This window comes from Paraburkholderia sp. BR10141, from assembly GCF_056155635.1.
The window spans coordinates 1-20,788 of sequence record NZ_JBMIQH010000016.1 but is presented as its reverse complement, the minus strand read 5'-3'; the positions used below and the strand labels follow the sequence as shown (position 1 = coordinate 20,788).

Here is a 20,788-nt window from a genome sequence, read left to right as displayed (position 1 = left end):
GATGCGTCCGGGTTTGGCTACGCTCGCGCCCGCTCTGGCGCCCCGGCTCATGCGCTGGCTCGCGGCGGGCGCGTTTGCCTGCGCACCGCTCGCAACATTGGCGCTGCTGATGCCGGCTGCGACAGCGCACGCGGCCGCGCCGGCCGCCAGCGCCAGCGGCAGCGCGGCAAAATCCGCCAGCCCCGCGGCCTGCGCCTGGCCCGCGTGGAACGCGTTTCGCAGCACGCTGCTGAGCGCCGACGGCCGCGTGATCGACGCGAGCACGCCGCGCCAGGTGACCGTTTCCGAAGGACAGTCCTACGCGCTCTTTTTTGCGCTGGTCGCGAACGACCGCGCGAGCTTCGACAAAGTCCTTACGTGGACCGAAAACAACCTTGCGCAGGGCGACCTCGCCACGCATCTGCCGGCATGGATCTGGGGACGGCGCGACATCGGCGAGGACGGCAAGCCGGTTGCGGCGTCGGCAGCGTCTGGCACTTCAGGCGCCGCGCATGCCGGCGAGCCGCAGTGGGGCGTGATCGACAGCAACCCCGCCAGCGACGCCGACCTCTGGATCGCCTACACGCTGCTCGAAGCCGGACGCCTCTGGAACGAGCGCCGCTACACCGCGCTCGGCACGGTGATGGCCCGCAACATCGTGCGCGAGGAAACCGCCGTGCTGCCGGGTCTCGGCCGCACGGTGCTGCCGGGACCCGTGGGCTTTACGATCGGCAAGGACGGCTGGCGCCTGAACCCGAGCTACGTGCCGCTCCAGGTCATGCGGCGTTTCATGCTCGCGCTGCCGGAGGCGGGCGAATGGAAGGCGCTGCTCGCCTCGTCGGCGAGACTCGTCAACGAGACCGCGCCCAAGGGCTACTCGCCCGACTGGGTCGAATATCACGCGAAAGGCGGCTTCGCCCCCGACGCGCAAACGCACGCCGAAAGCGCGTACAACGCTATCCGCGTGTATCTGTGGGCCGGCATGCTCGCGGGCGACGACCCTCTGCGCGCCAGCACGCTCGCCACCTTCAGGCCGCTCGCGGATTTCGTCGGCGCGCACGGTTTTCCGCCGGAGCGCGTCGACACGACCACGGGCACAGCGGGGCCCAACGAGGGCAACGGCGGCTTTTCCGCCGCGGTCGCGCCGTATCTGTCGGCACTCGGCCGCAGCGATCTCGCGAACGCCCAGGTCGACCGCAGCCGCACGCTCGCGCAAAAGTCGCCGCCTGGCTACTACAGCAGCGTGCTGATGTTGTTCGGGCTCGGCTACCTCGACGGGCTCTACCATTTCGACGCGCAAGGTCGCGTTGCCCCAGCATGGACGAGCGCATGCCCCACGCCGCGCTGAACGCCCTCGTGTCTGCCCGCCGCGCCGCCCATCTGCGCAGTGCGCGCCGTGAGGCGCGGCGCGCGGCTGCGCACGCCTTGCGAGGCGAAGCGGTTTCACGCATGCCGCAACGCTTGTTGCCGAACATCGCACCGCGCCTCGTACCTAAACTCGTACCAAAACGCGTACCAGGATTCGCACCCAGACTCGCGCCGATCGTCGCGCTGCTCTTCGCGGCCTCGCCGTATCTGGCATCCGCGCAGGCGGGTCCGCAGCCGGCGGCCAACGCCGCCACGCCCTCCGCCCAGGCCGCGCAGTTGCTCTCGGCCGCACGCATGTGGGAAGGCAAGAATCGTCCGGATATCGCACGCGGGCTCGTGCAAAAAGCGCTGCTGTTCGACCCGCAGCAACCCGAGGCGCTCGCGTTGCTCGGCGAAATCGAGCTGCGCTCGAACCGCCCGGCCGAAGCCGCGAAAATCCTCGCGCAGCTCAAGAAGATCGCGCCCAATGCGAACGCAACGAAAGAACTCGACGACGCCTACCGCGTCGCCACGAGCGGCAAGATGGAGATGGCTCAGATCCGCCTGCTCTCGGCCGCCGGCAAGAGCGAGGAAGCCTCGGCGCGCCTGCTCAAGCTCTTTCCGAACGGCGCGCCCGCAGGCGATCTCGCGGGCGACTACTACCGCATCCTGGCCGGCACGACCGCGGGCCGCGCGCAGGCGATCAGCGAATTGCGCACGCGCGTGAAGCAGAATCCGAACGATCCCCGCCTCGCGCTGATCCTTGGCGACCTGCTCACCGACCGCGCCGACACGCGCATGGAAGGCCTCAACCTCATCTATCACGTGTACCAGCGCCAGGACAGCAACCGCGCGTTCGCGCTCGAACTGTGGCGGCGCGCGCTCGCGAGCGCGGGGCACGACGATCCCGCCTATTACGTGTGGTATCTGCGCTATCTGCAGGAAGTACCCGACGACTCCGACGCGAAGCAGACCGTCGCCGATCTCGGCAAGAAGCTCGGCGCGAAGGGCCAGGCGCAGGCGCAAGCCCTGGCGCAGAACCCATCGGCCGTCATTAGCGCGCCGCCGGCCACGGCCGCAGGCAACGCGCGAGCGTCAACCCAGGCGCGTGCACGGCCCCCCGGCCCCGGCGCCGCCGATCGTGCGCGCGGTCTGGCGCAACTCGATCGCGGCGATCTCAAGGATGCCGAAACCTCGCTGCAAAGCGCGCAGCGCGCGAACCCCAACGACGGCGAAACCATCGGCGCGCTCGGTCTCGTGCGGCTGCGCGAAGGCCGCCACGACGAAGCGCGCGAGCTGTTCGCGCGCGCCCTCAAGCTCGACCCGGACAACGCCGGCAAGTGGCGCAGCCTCGAAAAGACGGCCACCATCTGGGGCACCATTGCGAAGGCGCGCGAAGCCAATTCGCAGGGCAAGCCCGAAGAAGCCGCAACGCTCGCGCGCGAGGCGCTCAAGCTCGATCCGGGCAACACGACCGCCAGCGATATCCTCGGCAACGCGCTCATCGCGCAGAAGAAGTGGCCCGAAGCCGAAGCCGTGCTGCGGCCGCTCGTGAACGCGCCCAAGCCCGACATGGACGCGCTACGCGGCCTCGTGACCGTACTGCGCGAAACGGGCCGCGAAAGCGAGATCGAGCCGCTCATCGCCGCCACGACGCCGCGCGTGAGCGGTTCGAGCGCGGAGCAAAAGCAGCTGCACGCCGAACTGCTCTCGATCCAGGCGGACCAGCTGCTCGCGGACAACCGCAAGAGTCCGGCCATCGCGAAACTCGAAGAAGCCGTGCGCCTCACGCCCGACGACGCATGGACGCGTTTCAGGCTCGCGCGCCAATATCGCGATCTGGGCCTGCCCGCACTGGGCCGCCAGGTCATGGAAGACGGCCTGAAGGTCTCGCAGGCGCCCGACATGCGCTACGCCACGGCGCTCTATCTGAATTCCGTGGACGACGTCGAAGCGGCCGCCGCGCAACTCGACGCGGTGCCCGAAGCACAGCGCAGCGAAGGCATGCGCGAGCTAATGGGCAATCTCGCCGCGCAGAAGAAGATCGCGCAGGCCCGCCAGCTCATCGCTCAGGGCAAGGAAGACGAGGCGCGCGCGCTGCTCGATTCCGCCGCCGCCGACGCGAACGCGGCCAACGACCCGCAGATGCTCGCCACGGTCGGGCGCGAGTGGATCGCGATCGGCGAGCCGGACCGGGGCCTGAAGCTCGTGCAGGACTGGCTCGCGGCGCACCCCGACGACCCGGCGGCGAACGGCGCGCGCGTGCGCTACGGCGAGCTGCTGGCGGCGGCCAACCGCGACGACGCGTGGGCGAACTGGATCGACGCGACGCGCGATCAGCCCGGCATCACCGACGAACAGAAGGCCAGTCTCGACGACCAGGAGCTGCGCCTCGTCGCGCGCGAAACCGGCCGTCAGATCGAGGCGGGCGACCTGACGGGCGCCCGCCATACGCTCGACGCCGTGCCGGACCGCCTCAAGACGACCAAGCGCTGGCGGCTCGAAGACGTCGATCTGCGCGAGGCGAAGGGCGACTACAAGGGCGCAATGGCCTCCGCGCAGAAGGTGCTCGTGACGCAACCCGACGACGCCGATGCACGCCTCGCCGTTGCGCGTATGCTGGAGCGCATGGGCCGAGACCGGGAGGCCGCCGACATGGTGCGCGCAGTGCTGGCCGACACCGCGGAGAACGACATCGACACGCGCCTTGCCGTGGCGCGGCGCTTCACCGCGCTCGGGCTGAACGACGAGGCTTCCGCCGTGGTCGATCCGTTGCGCGAGCAGTATCCGGACAACCCGGACATTACGATCCAGGCGGGGCGCGTTGCGCAGGCGCGCGGCAACTACAACGAAGCCGCGAGCCTCTATCGCACCTCGCGCACGCAGGAAGTGGCCGAAGGCACGCGGCCCGACGCCGACGGCACGACGTCGGCAGGCCGCGCGCTGCAGGGCCTGGAAGACCGCAAGCAGGGGCAGGTCGCGACCGGGTGGTATCAGTCGAACCTCTCGGGCGACCCCGGCATTTCCGAGCTGCACGCCACCGAAGTCCCGCTATACGTTCGCATTCCTGATGGCTATACGGGCCACTATTTCTTCCACGCCGATACGGTCTATCTGAATGCGGGCACGCTGCCCGGCAACGACCTCGACATCGCGTACAAGTACGGCAAGATCGCCGCGCTCGGCAACGCCGGGCTCGGTTCTGTCAACGAGACCGCGACGGGCGTCGCGCTCGCGGCGGGTTACGAGTTCAGCGGTGCGAACAATAGCTGGCGCGCCGACATCGGCAGCACGCCGGTGGGCTTCCCGATCACGAGCGTGCTGGGCGGCATTCAGTACCGCCACGACTTCCCGAGCGGTTCGTCGCTCTCGCTCGACGTCTCGCGCCGCCCTGTGACCGCGAGCCTGGTTTCCTATGCGGGCGGCATCGATCCGGTCACGGGCGAGAAGTGGGGCGGTGTCGTGCGCAACGGCTTCACCGTGCGCGGCGCGCAGGACTTCGGGCCGGGCACGATCTTCACGAGCATCGGCTTCGGCCTGCTGACCGGCACCAATGTGGAGACGAACCAGGAGTTCAAGGTTCGCAGCGGCTACGACTGGTCGGTGTTCAAGCGGCCCGACCAGATCGTGTCGAGCGGCCTCACGCTCAATTACTGGAAATACTCGAAGAACGAACACAACTACACGTTCGGTAACGGCGGCTACTACAGTCCGCAGAGCTATTTTTCGGTCAGCATTCCGCTCGACTGGACCGGACGCTACAAGAAGCTTTCCTGGGAGATCGACGGATCGGTGGGCATGTCGTTCACGAACGAGAACGAGTCGCCGTTCTACCCGACGCGCCCAGGCCTGCAGGCCCAGGCGCTCGCGTTCATGAGCGCCAACGACCTCGGTTCGCCGTTCTTTGGCGGCGGCTCGGGCGGCGGCTTCAGCTATGCGGTCGAAGCGGCGGCCGAATATCGCGTGACAGAGCACTTCGTGGTGGGCGGCCGCTTCCGGCTCGACCGCTCGCGCGACTATGCGCCGAACGTAGGTGTGCTTTACCTGCGCTACTTCTTCTCCCCGCAAAAGGGTCCGGTGCCGTTCCCGCCGCGGCCGGTCGTCCCTTATTCGGCCTACTGACATGGCCACGGAGCGAGCGCGCATGACGACGATGAAACCCGCGACGATGCAATCCGCGAGACGAGCAATACGATGAACGATCCCGCCACCCTTTCCGCTGCGCCCGCCGGCGCCGGCCGCGATACGCGCCGCTCGCTGTTCTCGCGGCTCGCGCGCCGCGAGCCGCTCGCGATCGACGGCCTGCCGGCCTCGCTCGCTTCGCTCGGCGCGGGCCAGGTGCACGTGGTCTACGCGAGCGCCTCGCCCGCGCGCGACGCGCTGTTCTGGCAGACCGCCGCCGCCGCGCTCACAGGTCCCGCCACCGTCCTTTCCACGCGCGACGGCGCGAGCCTCACGGCGGCGCTGCGCGATCAAGGCGTCGATCTCGACAAGAGCGGTTCGACGCATGCATGGGCAAACGTATGCGCGCTACGCACACTGCCGGAGCGCGACGGCGCGCAGGTGCTGATCGAAGCGCTCAACGCGCTCGCCGGGCAGTGCGCCGCGCCCGAAAGCCAGTTCTTCATCGAAGGCGCGGAGGCGTTCTTCAACTGGCAGGACCCCGCCGCGCTCGCAGCTCAGGGCGCGCAGCTCGCGGGCTGGTGCGCGCAGCATCGTTACGGCGTGCTGATGGTGGCAGCGCCGCCCGGCCTCGGCGACGATCAGGAGCATCCCGAACTCGCCGCCTTCCAGGCGCGCTTCGCGGGCGCCGCACAATTGCACCAGGTGCAGGGGCAGTATCACTGGGAAGTCGCGTTCTGGCGCGCGGGCGATGCCGTGCACGGCAGCCGGAGCGTGCCGCTGCGCTTTTCCGCCGCCGATCACCGGCTCACGGTTTCCGGCGGCACCTTCGAAACCGAGATCGGCGAGGCGGGCTTGCTCGCACCCGACGAAGGCCGCGTGATCGTTTCGCGCGACGCGATGTTGCACGAGCGCGTACTGCCGCCGGCCTGGCAGATCGTCGATAACAACGAGGCCGCCGTGGCCGCCGCGCGCACTTCGGTCGCGGCCACGGTGATTCTCGAATTCAGCGTGAACCGCGACCTCGAAATGCTCGCGGAGCAGGTGCACACGCTGCGGCTGCAGTGCGGCGAAGCGCTCAAGATCATCGTGCGCGAGGACGCCGTGGCCATGCGCTACGAGTCGCTCATGCTGAACCTGGGCGCGAACCGCGTGATCGCGCGGCAGACGCCGCTCGCGCAGGTCGAGGCCATCGTCGACAGTCTGCAGGGCCAGGTGTATTCGCGGCCCATGCCCGCCGACTATCGTGCGGCGCTCGCCGCCGTGGTGCATGGCGAAGAGAGCGGCTACGTGGGCGCGGCACACTTCGTCGAACTCGTGCGCGCGGCGGTGGAGCGCAGCCGCGTGATCCAGCTGCCGAGCGTGCTGATTCGCCTCGCGCTGATGCCGGAAGTCGCGCACGTGGATGCGCTCAAGGCGTGCCATCTGCGCCGCGCGGGCGACATCGTGACGGCGAGCGGCGACAGCCTCTACGTGTTCTTCTTCGCCTGCCGTATGAGCGACGCCGACGCCGTGTGCCGGCGCGTGTTCCAGCGTTCGCTCGCGGAGCTGTTCCAGGGCGAGGAGCGCTACGGCGACGGCCGCGCGATCACGGAGGCGCTGGACACGCTCGGCGAGGAAATCGACACCACGCCGCCGCCCGACTATTCGGGCTGGCTCGCGATCAACGAGGGGCAGCCCGCCGCGCCCGCGGCCGTCTCGGTGCAGGCCAACGGCCAGACCGTGCCGCCTGCGGCGGCTTCCGCGATCGCATCGGGCTCAGCGACGGCAGCCACGACAGAAACCGCAGTGCCGGAACCCGCAGTGCCCGTCAACATCGCTCCCATAAACGGCGACCTGTTGCCCGCGCTCGACGCCGCCGCGCGCACCGACAACGCGAAACCGCGAGCCGCGCCGCAGCGCGCGCCGCTGCCGCTCAAAGCATAGGAGAGCGACATGAACATCTTCCTCGGTTACTTCGTCTGGGGCTTGATACTGGCCGTGCCGCTCTACTGGATCGGCTGGCGCCTGCGTCTCGCGCGCTTCGTGCCCATGTGGCTGCGCCCCGCGCGCTCGCGCCCGCTCCAGCTCCCGCCGCAGGTCGACGCCCTGCTGATTCGCGGCCAGCGCCGTTTCAGCCAGACGGGGCCGCGCCGATGAAGACCATCGCCATCGTCTCCAGCGTGGGCGGTGCGGGCCGCACCACCCTCACCGCCGCGCTCGCCGGTCTGCTGGCGGCGCGCGAACATGTTGCGCTCGCCGCGGAATGCGACCCGCGCAACGTGCTGGCGCTCCATTTCGGGCTGCGCGAGAGCGCGCGCGAAGGCCTCGTCACGCATCTGGCGGGCGGCCCTGGCGCCGACGACGCCTGGTCGCGCGCCGCGCTGCAAAGCGACGACGGCGTGCTCGTGCTGCCGTGGGGCAGCCTCGCTGACGGCCATGCATCCGATGACCCGCGCGACGATGACGCCTGCGCCCTGCTCGACGCGCGCCCCGGCTGGCTGCGCGAACTGCTTGCCCGCGTGGACCTGCCGGCGCAGACGATCGCGCTCGTCGATGCGGGCACGTGGCCCTCGGCGCACGCGCGTCAGGCAATCGACGCCGCCGACCTCGTGCTCGGCGTCCTCACACCCTGCGCCACCGCGTGCGCGACGCTGCCGCGCCTGATCGCCGCGCTCGTGCGCGCACAGAAGCGCAGCGTGTTCGTCGCCAATGCGGTCGTGCCCGCGCGCCAGTTGCACATGGACGTCGTTTCACTGCTGCGCGCGCGCCTGGGCGCCGCCATGCTCCCGTATCTCGTGCATGCGGACACCGGTGTGCCCGCCGCACTCGCCGCGGGAGAAAACTTCTGCCTGAGCGCGCCCAGCTCGCAGGCCGCGCACGACCTTCACGGCATCGCCTCGTGGCTCTCGCACTGGAGCACGGGTGCGAGCCTCGATGCGCCCGACGAACTGCTCGCGCAACACGTCGCGCGCGGGAGCACGTCATGATCCGCGAGCGCATCGCTGCCCTGTGGACGGCGTTCTGGTTGTCGCTGCGCCGCGTGAGCGCGCCCGAGTTCAATCTCGCGCCCGACGCGCCGGGTGGCCAGTGGCTGCTGCGCGCCTTCTTCCGGCCGCCGCGCCCTGGCCAGCGCGACGTGCCCGCGCTCGCCTTCGCGCGGCTCGGCAAGGACATCCGCCAGCGCCTGAACATCGGCCGCGACCGCACCGCTGGAGCGTGGCTCCTGCGCATCTTCCTGCGCCCGAGGCGCCCGCGTCAGCGTCTCGCCGCCGATCTGCGCAAGCTTCACAAGGCGCCGCAAGGACACCATCGCTTCGCACTGCGCGCGTGGCTCGACAGGCGCCTCGAACCCGTCTATCGCCGCGCCTCGCGCGCGAGCGCGGCAGTCGGCGCGCGGCTGCCCGACGTGCCGTGGGAAGGCATCGAGCAGCACCTCGAAAAGCTTTCGGCGGCGCTCGACAGCGTGCCCTACCTGCGCCAGGGCCTCCTGTGGCTCGCGTTCGTCGCGGCTGTCGCCGTGTGCACGACGCCGCTGCCGTTCGCCGGCCAGGTGCTGCTGTTCCTGCTCGTGTACGTCGTGGTGATGATCGCGCGCCGCCTGCCGGGGCGCCTCGCCACCATGCTCATGGTGATGCTGTCGATCCTCATGACGGGCCGCTACGTCTGGTGGCGCAGCACGCAAACACTGCATCTTTCGAGCCCTGCCGAGGCCATCGTCGGCTACATCCTCTACGCGGCCGAGCTTTACACGTGGATCGTGCTGATCTTCGGCTACGTGCAAACCGCGTGGCCGCTGCGCCGCAAGCCGCAGCCGCTGCCCGACGATCCGGCCGACTGGCCGACCGTCGACCTCTACATTCCGACCTACAACGAGCCGCTTTCAGTGGTGCGGCCAACCGTGTTCGCGGCAAGCTCGATCGACTGGCCGCGCGACAAGCTGCGCGTCTACATCCTCGACGACGGCGACCGCGACGAATTCCGCGACTTCGCGCGCGAGGCGGGCGTGGGCTACCTGCGCCGCGACGAACACACGCATGCGAAGGCCGGCAACATCAATCACGCGATGCCGCTCACGCAGGGCGAGTACATCGCGATTTTCGATTGCGACCACATCCCCACGCGCTCCTTCCTGCAAACGACCATAGGCGTCTTTCTCGCCGATAAGAAATGCGCGATGGTGCAGACGCCGCACCACTTCTTCTCGCCCGATCCGTTCGAGCGCAACTTCGACACGTTCCACCGCGTGCCGAACGAAGGCAGCCTCTTTTACGGGCTGATCCAGGACGGCAACGACTTCTGGGACGCCACGTTCTTCTGCGGCTCGTGCGCGGTCATCAAGCGCTCGGCGCTCGAGCACATTGGCGGCATCGCGACCGAGACCGTGACCGAGGACGCCCACACCTCGCTGCGGCTGCATCGCCACGGCTATACGTCGGCCTATCTGCGCACCGTGCAGGCGGCGGGCCTCGCCACCGACAGCCTCGCCGACCACATCGGCCAGCGCATCCGCTGGGCCCGCGGCATGACGCAGATCTTCCGCGTCGACAATCCGTGGATCGGCAAGGGACTCTCGTTCTTCCAGCGCATGTGCTACAGCAACGCCATGCTGCACTTCTTCTACGGCTTCCCGCGGCTCATCTTCCTCGTGATGCCCGGCGCGTACCTGTATTTCGGACTGCACGTGATCAACACGCCTGCGCCCGTGATCCTCGCCTACGTGGTGCCGTATCTGGTGATTGCCGCGATTGCCAACTCGCGCATCCAGGGACGCTACCGGCACTCGTTCTGGGCCGAAGCCTACGAGTCCGTGCTCGCGTGGTACATCGTGCTGCCCACCACCATGGCGCTCATCAATCCGAAGCTCGGCAAGTTCAACGTGACCTCGAAGGGCGGCCATATCGAGCACGAGTATCTCGACTGGACGATTTCGAAGCCCTACCTCGTGCTGCTCGCGATCAACGTGTGCTCTGTCCTCGCCGGTATCGGCCGCCTCACGATCTGGCGGTCAGACGAGCCCGCCACCGTGTTCATGAACCTCTTCTGGGCCGGCGTGAATCTCACCATTCTCGGGCTCGCGCTCGGCGTGGCCAAAGAGGCGAAGCAGGTGCGCGTGGCGCACCGCATTCCGCTGCGCGTGCCCGCCATGCTCACGCTGCCCGACGGCCGCACGCTCGCGTGCAAGACCGAGAACTATTCGATGGGCGGCCTCGGTCTCATGCTGCCCGCCGACGCCGTAGCGAAGCTCGAACCCGGCGAGCGCATCAACGTGACGCTCGCGCGCGGCGTGCTGGAGCATGACTTCCCCGCCGTGGTCGCGCGTCTGGCCGACCGGCGCCTCGGCGTGCGCTTCGTCGGCATGACGATGGAGATGGAGCGCAAGCTCGTGGAATGCACGTTCGGCCGCGCCGATGCCTGGCTCGAATGGGAGGACGTGCCGCCCTCAGACGCGCCGCTGCACGGCCTCATTCAGCTGATCGAGCTGAGCTGGCAAGGCTACATGCGCCTCATCGACGCGTTCTTCGACGCGCTGGAAAACTTGTTCACGCGACGCCGGGCCGGCCAGGTCCGCCAGCCCTGATAACCGGAACCACCGCTACACCCTGGAACGCGAAACACTATGGGTCTCTGGAATCTCTACTTCCTCGCCAAGCTGTACCTCTACTCGATCGGCACGCTCAAGCCCGAGTGGTGGATGAACTTCGCCTTCGTCATCCTGCTGCTCGTGCCGCTGCACAGGCGGTGGCTGCGTATTGCGCGCGATGTGATCGCCGTGATCGTGGGCATCGCCATTGCGTACCACGAGTCGAGCATGCCCGACATCGGCCGGGCGATCTCGCAGATCCCCGTGCTCCTCACCTTCACGCCCTCGTACATGTTCGAGCTCACGCGGCGCGTGATTTCGCTTTCGATGGCCGTGTCGGCGGTGATCGCCGTGCTGCTCTACTTCCTCATCAACCGCTGGGTACGCGTGACGACGCTCGTGCTGATCGCGCTCGTCGTCATGCCGGTCTGGCAGGGCGTGGGCTCGTTCGTGGCGAATGCGACCGCCAACGCTTCACTCGCCAGCAACGGCGACGAGGACGGCGGCACCGGCAAGAAGCGCGACGAGCAGTCGGGCAGCTACGACCAGCAGCTCGCGGCGTTCCGCGCCAACGAGGAAGGCCGGCACGTGAGTTTCACGCCGCTCACCACCGACGCGAACGCGCAGTTCGACATCATCATGGTGCACATCTGCTCGCTCTCGTGGAACGACATGGATGTCGTGAAGATGCGCAACAACCCGCTCTTCTCGCGCTTCGACTATATCTTCCAGAACTTCAGCTCGGGTGCCAGCTATAGCGGGCCCGCCGCGATCCGCGTGCTGCGCGCCACCTGCGGGCAAGAGCCGCACAAGGCGCTCTACGACCCCGCGCCTGCCGAGTGCCACCTGTTCGCGCAGCTCGCGCAGGCCGGCTACACGCCGAACGCGCTGCTCAACCACAACGGCCGTTTCGACAATTTCCGCAGCACGGTGATCAGTGAAATCGGCGTGCCGGGCGTGACGATCCCCGCGAACGAAGGCTTCCCGGAGTTCATGAAGGAGTTCGACGGTTCCGCGCTGGCCGACGACTACGACGCGCTTTCGCGCTGGTACAAGCAGCGCATTGCCGCTGGCGGCGGGCCAGTCGCGCTCTACTACAACACGGTCTCGATGCACGACGGCAACCGGCTGCCCGCGCCGAACGACAAGCTCACGAGCCTGCAGTCCTACCCGATTCGCCTGCAGCGGCTGCTCGGAGACGTCGACAAGCTGATCGACCTCGTCGCGCAGTCGGGCCGCAAGGCGGTGATCGTCTTCGTACCCGAACACGGCGCGGCGCTGCAGGGCGAAGAGAACCAGATTGCCGGCATGCGCGAGATCCCCACGCCGAACATCGTCCACGTGCCGGTGGGCGTGAAGGTGGTGGGGCTGCCGGCCGGCAGCGAGCACACCGGCGGCGTGACGACGATCGACACGCCCACGAGCTATCTCGCGCTCGCGCAGCTGCTGTCCAATCTCGTGGCGCACAGCCCGTTCGCCACCGGCGCGCCGCCGCTCGCGCAGTATGCGAACAACCTGCCGCAGACACGCATGGTCGGCGAAAACGAAGGCACGGTGACGATGACGACGCCAACCGGCTATGTGATCCATACGCCCGACGGCGTGTGGGTGGAGGGCAAGTGATGGCGATGCGCTTGTGGGGGTCCGGCCGGCGTTCGCGCAGTGGTCCCGCGTTGCCGAGCGATATCGACGCGCTCGCGCGTCTCGTCGAGGGCGTGGACCGCGACCGCTATCTCGACGTTCAAGCCGAGGACGCCTGGCAGGCGGCCGCGAAGCGCTGGCCGCTCGTGGCGGCCGTGCTGGAGTTGCCAGTTGAAGGGGAAAAGGGCTGAGCTAGCTCGTGAACTCGCCTCTGCGGCGCGCTCAGAAAGCGCTGCGCTCCACGCGTTGCGCGAGGACGCAGCGTTCCAGCGGCATGCGAGTCAGCGGGCGGCCCATGGGCGCGAAGTCGCGCCGCGCGAATGCCGCGGGCTCGGGATGGTCGCCAGCGTAGCGGGACCCGTACCGGTGAGTGCCGCTTCGCGGGTCATTGCGCCAGTTCCTCAGTGATCCTGATGATCCCTCATCTGACGCGTTTGTACGTCAGTCACCGAATCGAACAACGCCTCGGCACGCGCCAGTTCGTCCAGCGCGTGATCGAGCCGTGATTGCGCGGCGCCATAGGCGAGCGGCGCGGCCACGTGGTCGTGGGCCTCGGCACGCAGGGCGCGAAATGCCCGGTCGACGTTGCGGCTCGCCTCAAAAAAGCGTTGCGCGGCCTCGGCCTCTTGTGAACGGATGTGAATCGCCATGGAAGAGTTCCATTGTGAGCTGGGTCCAGTCTCCCGCCCGGGAGACATGGCGTGTTCTTGCTCCGCCAAGCCGTGAAGACGCCGTGTGATCGGCAGGCGGCACGTCGAAGAGATCGCGCGTGACGCCGCGCGCCTGCTGCGCGCAGGCTTCGCTGCGCACGCGTTTGGTGAGATCTGTGTAGGTGTCGAAGTCGCCCATGCGCGATGCCTCGTGAATGGCCGCGAGGTCGCGCGCCTTGACGAGCGTGGGCTGTGTGAGTCGCACGAAGTATGGCGCCTCCAGCTCCGCCGTGAACACGAGAGGATGGCTCTTGCCGCCCGTCTGGGCGGCGCGCTCGACGCAATCCACCACCACCGTGCCCTGCGAGCGGCATGGCGCCTTCGCCGTGCTCACGCTGCGCAGCCGCTCCGGAACCACCCGCAGTGAGCTGCCGACGCTCAGTTCGGTTGGCGAGACGCACACGAGCGCGTAGTGATGCTCGCGTGCGGCGCCCGAGGGCAGCGTGGCGCTGCTCGTAACGAACACATGCTGCGGAAGCTGGCGCACCTGACCGCACGCGTCGACCCACGCATTCCAGACGACCACGCCGGCACGCTTGCCGCGCTTGTCTTGCATAGCGCGCGGGCGGCTTGCCGCCGGCGAAAACAGCGCGAGAAGCGAGCCGGTGCGCAGCGCGGCGATTTGAGCGCTGTTGCCAAGCGACTGGCCGATGCCCCACAGGAAGCGCCCTCCGCCCTGCCGACGCTCCCACTCCTTGCGCAGGATCAGCGTGGGGAGATCCACGCCGGCCTCTGGCCCGATACGGGACCAGCAAAACGTGGGCGGTAGGTGTTTTAGTGCCATCGACTTCCTCGGAATGCAGCCGCCCGCCGATTTCGGCGAGCAATTCAATAACCGTTACTGTATAGGTATAATGCATGACATGGAAGCCCCAGATACTCATTTTCCGGTGCAGGAACTGCTGCGGCGGTTATCGGACGATTCACGCTCTGCCAGCGAAATTGCGCGGCTTTCCGGAGTCAGCCAGCCTACTGTCTCGCGTCTTCGCACGTCGAACGGGCGGCGGGTACGCCGGAGCGCATCATTCAATAAGCTATGCAGTTTCTATGGTGTGAAGGCGCTGCCGTCCAGCCGGCACGCGGCTGCCTACAACGAATTGCTGCGCAATGCGATCGTCGAGGCGTGGGACGGTTCGGAAGAGCACGGCCGCGCGCTGCTTGTCGTCATCAAGGGATTGAAAGACTTGAGGGAACGGGGCGCGTAGATTCGCCTGGATGGGTTGGGGCGGTGCGTTTTGCGCGGGGGCGCCAAAGGTAACCATCCATGGGAAATTCGGCGTGCATTTCGGGGCTACAGGGGCGCCACGAACCGTGCGGAGGCCATGACTGGCCGGCCAATCCCCATATGTGGTGACCTTTGCGTTATCCTGCGCCGCGGGCGACTCAAACGTATGATGTGAGTGCGCACACCGCAGCCGCCCGATCGCAATGTTCGACACTTGCCACCAGAGCACCGCGCCCATCATGTCCGCCGACACTGCCCCCACCCACACGAATGCTCCCGCCACGCTGCGCGGCCAGTGCCTTTGCGGCGCCGTGCGCTATGCGGTAGCCAATGCGTTCCGCTACGCATTCAATTGCCACTGCTCGCAGTGCCGCCGCGCCACGGGTTCCGCGTTCAAGCCGTTTGCGGGCATCGAAAGCGAGGCGCTGCGACTCACCGAGGGCGCAGGGCAGACGCTGGTCTACGGCGATCCGCAGGCCGCCCACGACATCCATTGCGGCCGCTGCGGCTCGCTGCTCTATTCAGTCGTGCGCGAAGGAGCGTATGTGCACGTGACGCTCGGCACGCTGACCGATCCGCCGGCCATTCGCCCCGCCGGCCATATCTTCGTGCGCTCGAAAGCGCCGTGGTTCGAGATCGCCGACTCGCTGCCCCAATACGACGAATTCCCGCCCTGACGACGCTGCGTGCAGCGTGGCCGTCGCGCGGCGCCAAGCGGCGAGCGTAGCAGCGGCCATACCGGTATCGCCGCGCGACTGCCTCTCGTTGCGTCGATCGGCTAGTCTCGAAGCGTCCCTTCCTCTTGTCACAGGAACCGCGAGCCCCATATGGACTCCATGACGATCGAGACGTACACGAGTGGCGCCGCAAACTACGCAGCCGAATGGGCGAACCAGTCTGCGCCCGACGACCTCTATGCGCGTCTCATGCGGTATTTCCGGCCCCACGGAAGGACCGTGGATATCGGCTGCGGGTCGGGCCGCGACGTGGCATGGCTGAACGCCCATGGTTACCCCGCGACGGGCTACGACGCGTCGGAGGGTCTGATCGCCCGGGCCACCGCTGACCACCCGCAGTGCGCTTTCGGTCTGGCCACGTTGCCCGAGCTAGAGGGCGTGCCCGCCGCGAGCTTTGACAACGTCCTGTGCGAGACCGTGATCATGCATTTGCCCGTCGCGCAGATCGGCCCGGCCTGCCGCCGCCTCGTCGAACTGCTCGAGCCGGGCGGCGTGCTCTATCTGAGCTGGCGCGTCACCGACGGCGACAGCGCGCGCGACCCAGCGGGGCGTCTATATAGTGCGTTCGATCCGGCGCTCGTCACCAGCCAGCTCGAGGGCACGACCATCGCGCTCGACGAGGAGGCGGTCAACCGGTCCTCCGGCAAACGCGTTCAACGCATTGTCGCGATTCGCGCGTGAGCGCTGCCCAGCATGGCGACCGGACAACTGGGAATCAGCGGGGAATATCAACGTGCCATAGGCCAGGCGAGTGACAAAAACGTGAACTTCTCACTTGAAAAATGGTCTAAGGGACTCATGTAGGAAATATGTAAGGTGAAGCGCTACCCAAACGATACGACCCTGAAGGCGGTCAATGTGCCGCAAACACGACGATTCAGGTTGCCTCGCATGCCGTAACGCACTACCATACGCGGTCTTTCTGCATTGCACGAAAATCCAGGCTGCCACGTCGTCAGACGTTTGGCGCTCGCTTGGCGGGACCGGCATGCGCCCCCGCCCACTCCCCTGCAATTTCGTCATCGCCAGGACGCCACGCCGCTGGCGCGTGACCCTTTTTGCCCTTGTCGGGCTATCCCTTCGAGGAGAATGTATTGACAAGCCATGACCGGGACGACGCGCTGACCTCGTCTGCCCGCCCCGCACGCCGCTCGTCCAAAGACAAGACCGGCGATACGACGCCCATGGACGCAGGCTCGCAACTCGAAAAACGCCAGCATCAAATGCGGGCGCTCATCAAGCTCGGCCGCGAACGCGGTTATCTGACCCACGCGGACATCAACGACCATCTGCCCGACAACTTCGCGCAGACGGCCGCGCTGGAAACGATCGTCGCCACGTTCAACGACATGGGCGTGCAGGTGTACGAGCAGGCGCCCGACGCCGACACGCTGCTCCTGAACGAAGATTCCCGCGCCGACCAGCAGGCCGACGACGAAGCCGACGAAGAAGTCGAAGTCGCGCTCTCGACCGTCGACTCCGAATTCGGCCGCACGACCGACCCCGTGCGCATGTACATGCGCGAAATGGGCTCGAGCGAGCTGCTCACGCGCGCCGGCGAAATCGAAGTGGCGAAGCGCATCGAAGACGGCCTCCAGGAAATGATCCAGGCGATCGCGGCATGCCCGTCGATCGTCGCGACCATCCTCGCCGACGCCGACCGCGTCGCGGCTGAAGAGATGCGCATCGATGAACTCGTCGACGGCATCGGCAGCGACGAAGCGGCGCAGGAACCGGCCACGGCGGCCGACGCAGACGCGAGCGAAGAAGTCGAAGCCCAGGCATCGGAAGAAGAAGAGTCGGACGACTCGAGCGACGACGAAGACAGCGACGCCGACAACAGCAAGGCGAACGAAGCCCTGCTGGCGCAACTGAAGGCAGACAGCCTCGCGATCTTCGCGCGCGTTCGCGCGCTGTTCGAACAGATGGCCTGTACGACGGACGCCAATGCGCGCGCTACGGCCCTGGAAATGAAGATCTGCGCCGACATCCAGACGGAACTCGCGCCGATCCGCTTCACGGCCCGCACGATCGACCGCCTGTGCTCGCTGCTGCATGAGCAGGTCGCGCAGATTCGCGCGATCGAGCGCAACGTGCTCTCCATCGTCGTCGATCGCTGCGGCATGCCGCGCGAAGCCTTCGTCGAGCAGTTCCCGGGCCACGAAACCGATCTGGACTGGGGCGTGCGCGCCGCAGCCGCGTCGAGCAAGTACGGTCCGTCGATCGAGCGCAGCCTGCCGGCTATCCAGGCGGAGCAGCGCAAGCTCGCCGAGATCGAAGCGGCCGCATCGCTGTCGCTGCAGCAGATCAAGGCGATCAATCGCCGCATGACCGTCGCCGAATCGAAGATGCGTCAGGCGAAGGGCGAGATGGTCAAGGCCAACCTGCGTCTCGTGATCTCGATTGCGAAGAAGTACGTGAACCGCGGCATGCAGTTCCTCGACCTGATCCAGGAAGGCAACATCGGCTTGATGAAGGCGGTGGACAAGTTCGAATATCGCCGCGGCTGGAAGTTCTCGACGTACGCGACGTGGTGGGTGCGTCAGGCCGTGACGCGCGCGCTCGCCGACCAGGCGCGCACGATCCGCGTGCCGGTGCACATGATCGAAACGATCAACAAGCTCAACCGCATTTCGCGCGAGATCCTGCAGCAAACGGGCATGGAAGCGCATCCGGCGGACCTCGCCGCGCGCATGGGCATGACCGAAGAGAAGGTGCGCGGCATCCTCAAGATCGCCAAGCAACCGGTCTCGCTCGAAAGCCCGGTAGGCGACGACGGCGACGCGACGCTCGGCGACATGATCGAGGACGCAGGTTCGGCCTCGCCGGCTGATGCTGCGATTCACGCGAACATGCGCGCTGCCATCGACGAGGCGCTCAAGGCGCTCTCGCCGCGCGAAGCGAAGGTGCTGCGCATGCGCTACGGCATCGACACGACGTCGGACCACACGCTCGAAGAAGTGGGCAAGCAGTTCGACGTGACGCGCGAGCGTATCCGCCAGATCGAAAGCAAGGCGATGCGCAAGCTGATGCACCCGAGCCGCGCGGACAAGCTGCGTCCGTTCCTGGAGCGCTAAGCGGTTTTACTGCTGCGCTCCCTTGAGCTGGATTGAAAAAAGCCCGTCACCTCCCGGTGACGGGCTTTTTCTTTATGCGGCGCGAGCGCCGCCGGTCAGTCCGTGCCGTATTTCGGCGAGTGCGGACCGTAGAGCAGGCCCGTCGGCGGCCCCGCGTGCAACAGACGATAGCTCGTGACACCTGCGATATCGTGGCTCTTGTCGGTCAGCGAATTCGCGACCTGCTTGATTGCCGCCACCACCAGCATGCCAATCAGGCCGCCGCCACCGCTGTTGTTGCCTTCGTTGCTGCTGGCGCTGGCCGCGCCTTGCCACAGCACCTTGCCGGTTGTCAGATCGACGAGTTTCGCCGTCGCCGTCACCACCGTCGCGCTGTCGATCACACGATATTGCGTCCCGAATTGCGTGATCTTCGAGTACACCACCGCATCGGCGCCGAAGATTTCGCGCAGCTTTTCCGGCGGGGTCTGCTGGATGTCGCCTGCCGTCGTCAGTCCGTTCTGCTTGAACGTCTCCTCCATGACCGCGACCGGAATCACGTAGTAGCCCGCCTCGGCGAGCGGCATCGTCATCTGGGAGAGCATGCTGTTCGATGCATTCACATCCGTCGTCGCGTTGTCGGGCGGCAGCACGAGGATCGAGCGCGGGCGCGCATTCTTGAACGCCGTGTAATCCGCGTGCTTGACCGGCTGTGCACAAGCGGCCAGCAATGCGAGCGCGGACAGAGCCAGCCAGAGCTTGAGAGTGGAAAATCTGGACATATCGGTACGCTCGCTTATTGTTGTTTCGGTTTCTTCATGAGGAAGTCCATATAGGTCGACGACTCCGGGAAGAGGTGCTTCTCGGCGTCGAATTCCTGCATGGCTTGCGTGTCGTTGCCGACGTTCGCGTAGAGCATGCCCAGTTGCGCGTGGAAGCCTGGCGGCGGCGTGTTGCCCTTCGCGCGGATTTCCTGCAGCGACTTCTCGAGCGCATCGATCTGTTGCTGCGGTGCCTTCTCGCCCTTCAGGTAGTCGTAGACCCCGGGCTGATAGCCGCTCCACTGGTAGAGCGGCGGCGTGGTGTTCGCGCAGCCTGCGAGCAGCAGCGTTGCCGCCGTGATGGGCAGGCAGAGCCCCCGAAGCGTGCCGATGTATTTCATGAAAACCCCGTATGAGTAGTTGTTCTGATTCAGCGTGAAGCGCGGCCGACGTAGGCGGTCAGTGTGCGGAGCGCAGCGCGCCCGCGTCGACCTGGTCGGCCAGATGGTTGACTGCTTCCTGGATCGCGAGCTCGAGCACCTTGCCATTGAGCGTCGAGTCGTAGCTCGCGGTGCCGCCAAAGCCAATGATCTCGCGGTTCGAGAGGCTGTACTCGCCCGCACCCTGCGCCGAAGCGACGACTTCCGAAGTCGTGGTATCGACAACGTTGATGCTCACCTTCGCGTAGGCGATCTGGTTCTTTCCGCTGCCGAGAATGCCGAACAGCTGGTGATCGCCGACTTCCTTGCGACCGAACTCGGTGACGTCGCCGGTAATGACGTAGTTGGCGCCCTTGATCGCCTGGGCCTTCCTGGTGAAGCCCGCTTCCTGGCGGATCTCGTCAAGGTTGTCGCGATCGAGCACGCTGAAGCGGCCGCTTTGCTGCATCGACGTGATCAGGATGGTCTTGGCCTGCCCGCCGAGCCGGTCGATGCCGTCGGAGAAGATGCCGCGCATGTAGCTCGAGCGATTGTCGAACTTGCCGACTGCGATCTGCACCGGCTTACCGACGGGCGGGCGCTGCGCGCTGGTGACAGGCGGCACGGGCAGCGAACGCGACGATTCGGTCGCGCAACCGCCAAGGGCTGCGATGGTGGCGGCGGCGAGAAGCGCACCCCACGTCTTGGACGACTTCATGAATTCTCCTTGTTGTCAGGGCAAAAGAGGCTGGACAAGGGAGATCGGCGAGATGCGGAGCCAGACGGCGGCGGCGTGCACGCGGAGCACGCAGGGCGTCCTCGCAAGCGTCGCTGCGGCGGAGATAGAGGGCGCAGTGCCTCGCTGCGCGCGCAAGTCATTCCATCGGTCGTGCATGTTTCTCGCTTCCCGCACGCGAGCGCATGCGCAGAAGCTCCCCGGTTTTTATTGGTGTAGCGTGTGATCTTTAGTTTGTAGTTGCTGACTACACACGCGTCTATCGGCCGGATTAGGGAAAAACTTTAGGAAAGCTGCGATTTAATGCGAATTAGATTTTTATTTGTGCGACTTCTGAGGCGTATTGACGCACGCATGAAATGCTATTTAAAGCGATTTGGAGATTTTCGCTATCGACTGCGAATAAGTCAGGTCGCAGAAAATGATCGTTCTTTCTGGCGCCCAAACGCCAGAACCCCGGTTCTCTTTCGGAGACACCGGGGTTCTGGACGT

At 66.7% G+C, this 20,788-nt stretch carries 18 protein-coding genes; 12 read left to right on the top strand and 6 right to left on the bottom strand.

What is annotated here, in order from left to right:
- Position 1 precedes the first annotated feature (1 nt).
- The 8 genes from bcsZ (at position 2) to bcsR (ending at position 12,843) form a co-directional block, all read left to right on the top strand.
- Complete coding sequence (gene bcsZ / locus ACOJB8_RS21865) at positions 2-1,327, top strand: cellulose synthase complex periplasmic endoglucanase BcsZ (RefSeq protein WP_475014160.1); 1,326 nt, start codon at positions 2-4, stop codon at positions 1,325-1,327.
- On the top strand, positions 1,309-5,448 hold the full coding sequence (locus ACOJB8_RS21860; RefSeq protein WP_475014159.1) for a cellulose synthase subunit BcsC-related outer membrane protein: 4,140 nt from the start codon (positions 1,309-1,311) through the stop codon (positions 5,446-5,448). Before bcsZ ends, ACOJB8_RS21860 begins: the two co-directional genes overlap by 19 nt.
- Before the next feature lie 72 nt (positions 5,449-5,520).
- A complete protein-coding gene (gene bcsE / locus ACOJB8_RS21855; RefSeq protein ID WP_475014157.1) occupies positions 5,521-7,374 on the top strand; it encodes a cellulose biosynthesis protein BcsE in 1,854 nt (617 codons plus the stop codon).
- A 9-nt stretch (positions 7,375-7,383) separates the two neighbouring features.
- Positions 7,384-7,587 carry a hypothetical protein gene (locus tag ACOJB8_RS21850; protein WP_069265761.1) on the top strand — a complete coding sequence of 68 codons (204 nt, stop codon included), beginning with the start codon at positions 7,384-7,386 and terminating at the stop codon, positions 7,585-7,587.
- Positions 7,584-8,417, top strand: a complete 834-nt coding sequence (gene bcsQ / locus ACOJB8_RS21845) for a cellulose biosynthesis protein BcsQ (protein WP_475014154.1) — start codon at positions 7,584-7,586, stop codon at positions 8,415-8,417. The genes ACOJB8_RS21850 and bcsQ overlap by 4 nt, the downstream gene beginning before the upstream one ends.
- Positions 8,414-11,008 (top strand): UDP-forming cellulose synthase catalytic subunit, encoded by a 2,595-nt coding sequence (gene bcsA / locus ACOJB8_RS21840; protein WP_475014152.1) that lies wholly within the window; start codon positions 8,414-8,416, stop codon positions 11,006-11,008. The genes bcsQ and bcsA overlap by 4 nt, the downstream gene beginning before the upstream one ends.
- A gap of 39 nt (positions 11,009-11,047) precedes the next feature.
- Positions 11,048-12,634 (top strand): cellulose biosynthesis protein BcsG, encoded by a 1,587-nt coding sequence (gene bcsG, locus ACOJB8_RS21835; RefSeq protein WP_069265758.1) that lies wholly within the window; start codon positions 11,048-11,050, stop codon positions 12,632-12,634.
- Complete coding sequence (gene bcsR / locus ACOJB8_RS21830) at positions 12,634-12,843, top strand: BcsR/BcsP family cellulose biosynthesis protein (protein WP_246089262.1); 210 nt, start codon at positions 12,634-12,636, stop codon at positions 12,841-12,843. The genes bcsG and bcsR overlap by 1 nt, the downstream gene beginning before the upstream one ends.
- 210 nt (positions 12,844-13,053) lie before the next feature.
- Here bcsR and ACOJB8_RS21825 read toward each other — a convergent pair whose 3' ends face one another.
- Positions 13,054-13,302: a hypothetical protein gene (locus ACOJB8_RS21825; protein WP_069265757.1), complete on the bottom strand. Its 249-nt coding sequence runs from the start codon at positions 13,300-13,302 to the stop codon at positions 13,054-13,056.
- On the bottom strand, positions 13,250-14,146 hold the full coding sequence (locus tag ACOJB8_RS21820; RefSeq protein WP_475014149.1) for a hypothetical protein: 897 nt from the start codon (positions 14,144-14,146) through the stop codon (positions 13,250-13,252). Before ACOJB8_RS21820 ends, ACOJB8_RS21825 begins: the two co-directional genes overlap by 53 nt.
- 79 nt (positions 14,147-14,225) lie before the next feature.
- Between ACOJB8_RS21820 and ACOJB8_RS21815 the strand changes: the two genes are divergently transcribed.
- The 4 genes from ACOJB8_RS21815 (at position 14,226) to rpoD (ending at position 18,401) form a co-directional block, all read left to right on the top strand.
- Complete coding sequence (locus ACOJB8_RS21815; protein ID WP_069265969.1) at positions 14,226-14,567, top strand: helix-turn-helix domain-containing protein; 342 nt, start codon at positions 14,226-14,228, stop codon at positions 14,565-14,567.
- 259 nt (positions 14,568-14,826) lie between these two features.
- Entirely contained in the window at positions 14,827-15,264 is a 438-nt protein-coding gene (locus ACOJB8_RS21810) for a GFA family protein (protein WP_342949094.1), read from the top strand.
- 150 nt (positions 15,265-15,414) lie between these two features.
- Entirely contained in the window at positions 15,415-16,005 is a 591-nt protein-coding gene (locus ACOJB8_RS21805) for a class I SAM-dependent methyltransferase (RefSeq protein WP_069265755.1), read from the top strand.
- Positions 16,006-16,418: 413 nt separating this feature from the next.
- The gene (gene rpoD / locus ACOJB8_RS21800; RefSeq protein ID WP_069265967.1) at positions 16,419-18,401 is read left to right on the top strand and encodes an RNA polymerase sigma factor RpoD; all 1,983 of its coding nucleotides are present in this window, start codon (positions 16,419-16,421) and stop codon (positions 18,399-18,401) included.
- Between the two features lie 95 nt (positions 18,402-18,496).
- On the opposite strand, the gene ACOJB8_RS21795 is transcribed toward rpoD, so the two are convergent.
- The 4 genes from ACOJB8_RS21795 to ACOJB8_RS21780 form a co-directional block, all read right to left on the bottom strand.
- The gene (locus ACOJB8_RS21795) at positions 18,497-19,162 is read right to left on the bottom strand and encodes a DUF799 domain-containing protein (RefSeq protein ID WP_069265754.1); all 666 of its coding nucleotides are present in this window, start codon (positions 19,160-19,162) and stop codon (positions 18,497-18,499) included.
- A gap of 14 nt (positions 19,163-19,176) precedes the next feature.
- Complete coding sequence (locus ACOJB8_RS21790; protein ID WP_069265753.1) at positions 19,177-19,542, bottom strand: DUF4810 domain-containing protein; 366 nt, start codon at positions 19,540-19,542, stop codon at positions 19,177-19,179.
- Between the two features lie 58 nt (positions 19,543-19,600).
- Positions 19,601-20,278 (bottom strand): CsgG/HfaB family protein, encoded by a 678-nt coding sequence (locus tag ACOJB8_RS21785; RefSeq protein WP_069265752.1) that lies wholly within the window; start codon positions 20,276-20,278, stop codon positions 19,601-19,603.
- Between the two features lie 328 nt (positions 20,279-20,606).
- Positions 20,607-20,788 (bottom strand): hypothetical protein (locus ACOJB8_RS21780; protein ID WP_475014145.1); only part of this gene is annotated, 182 nt, incomplete at its 5' end.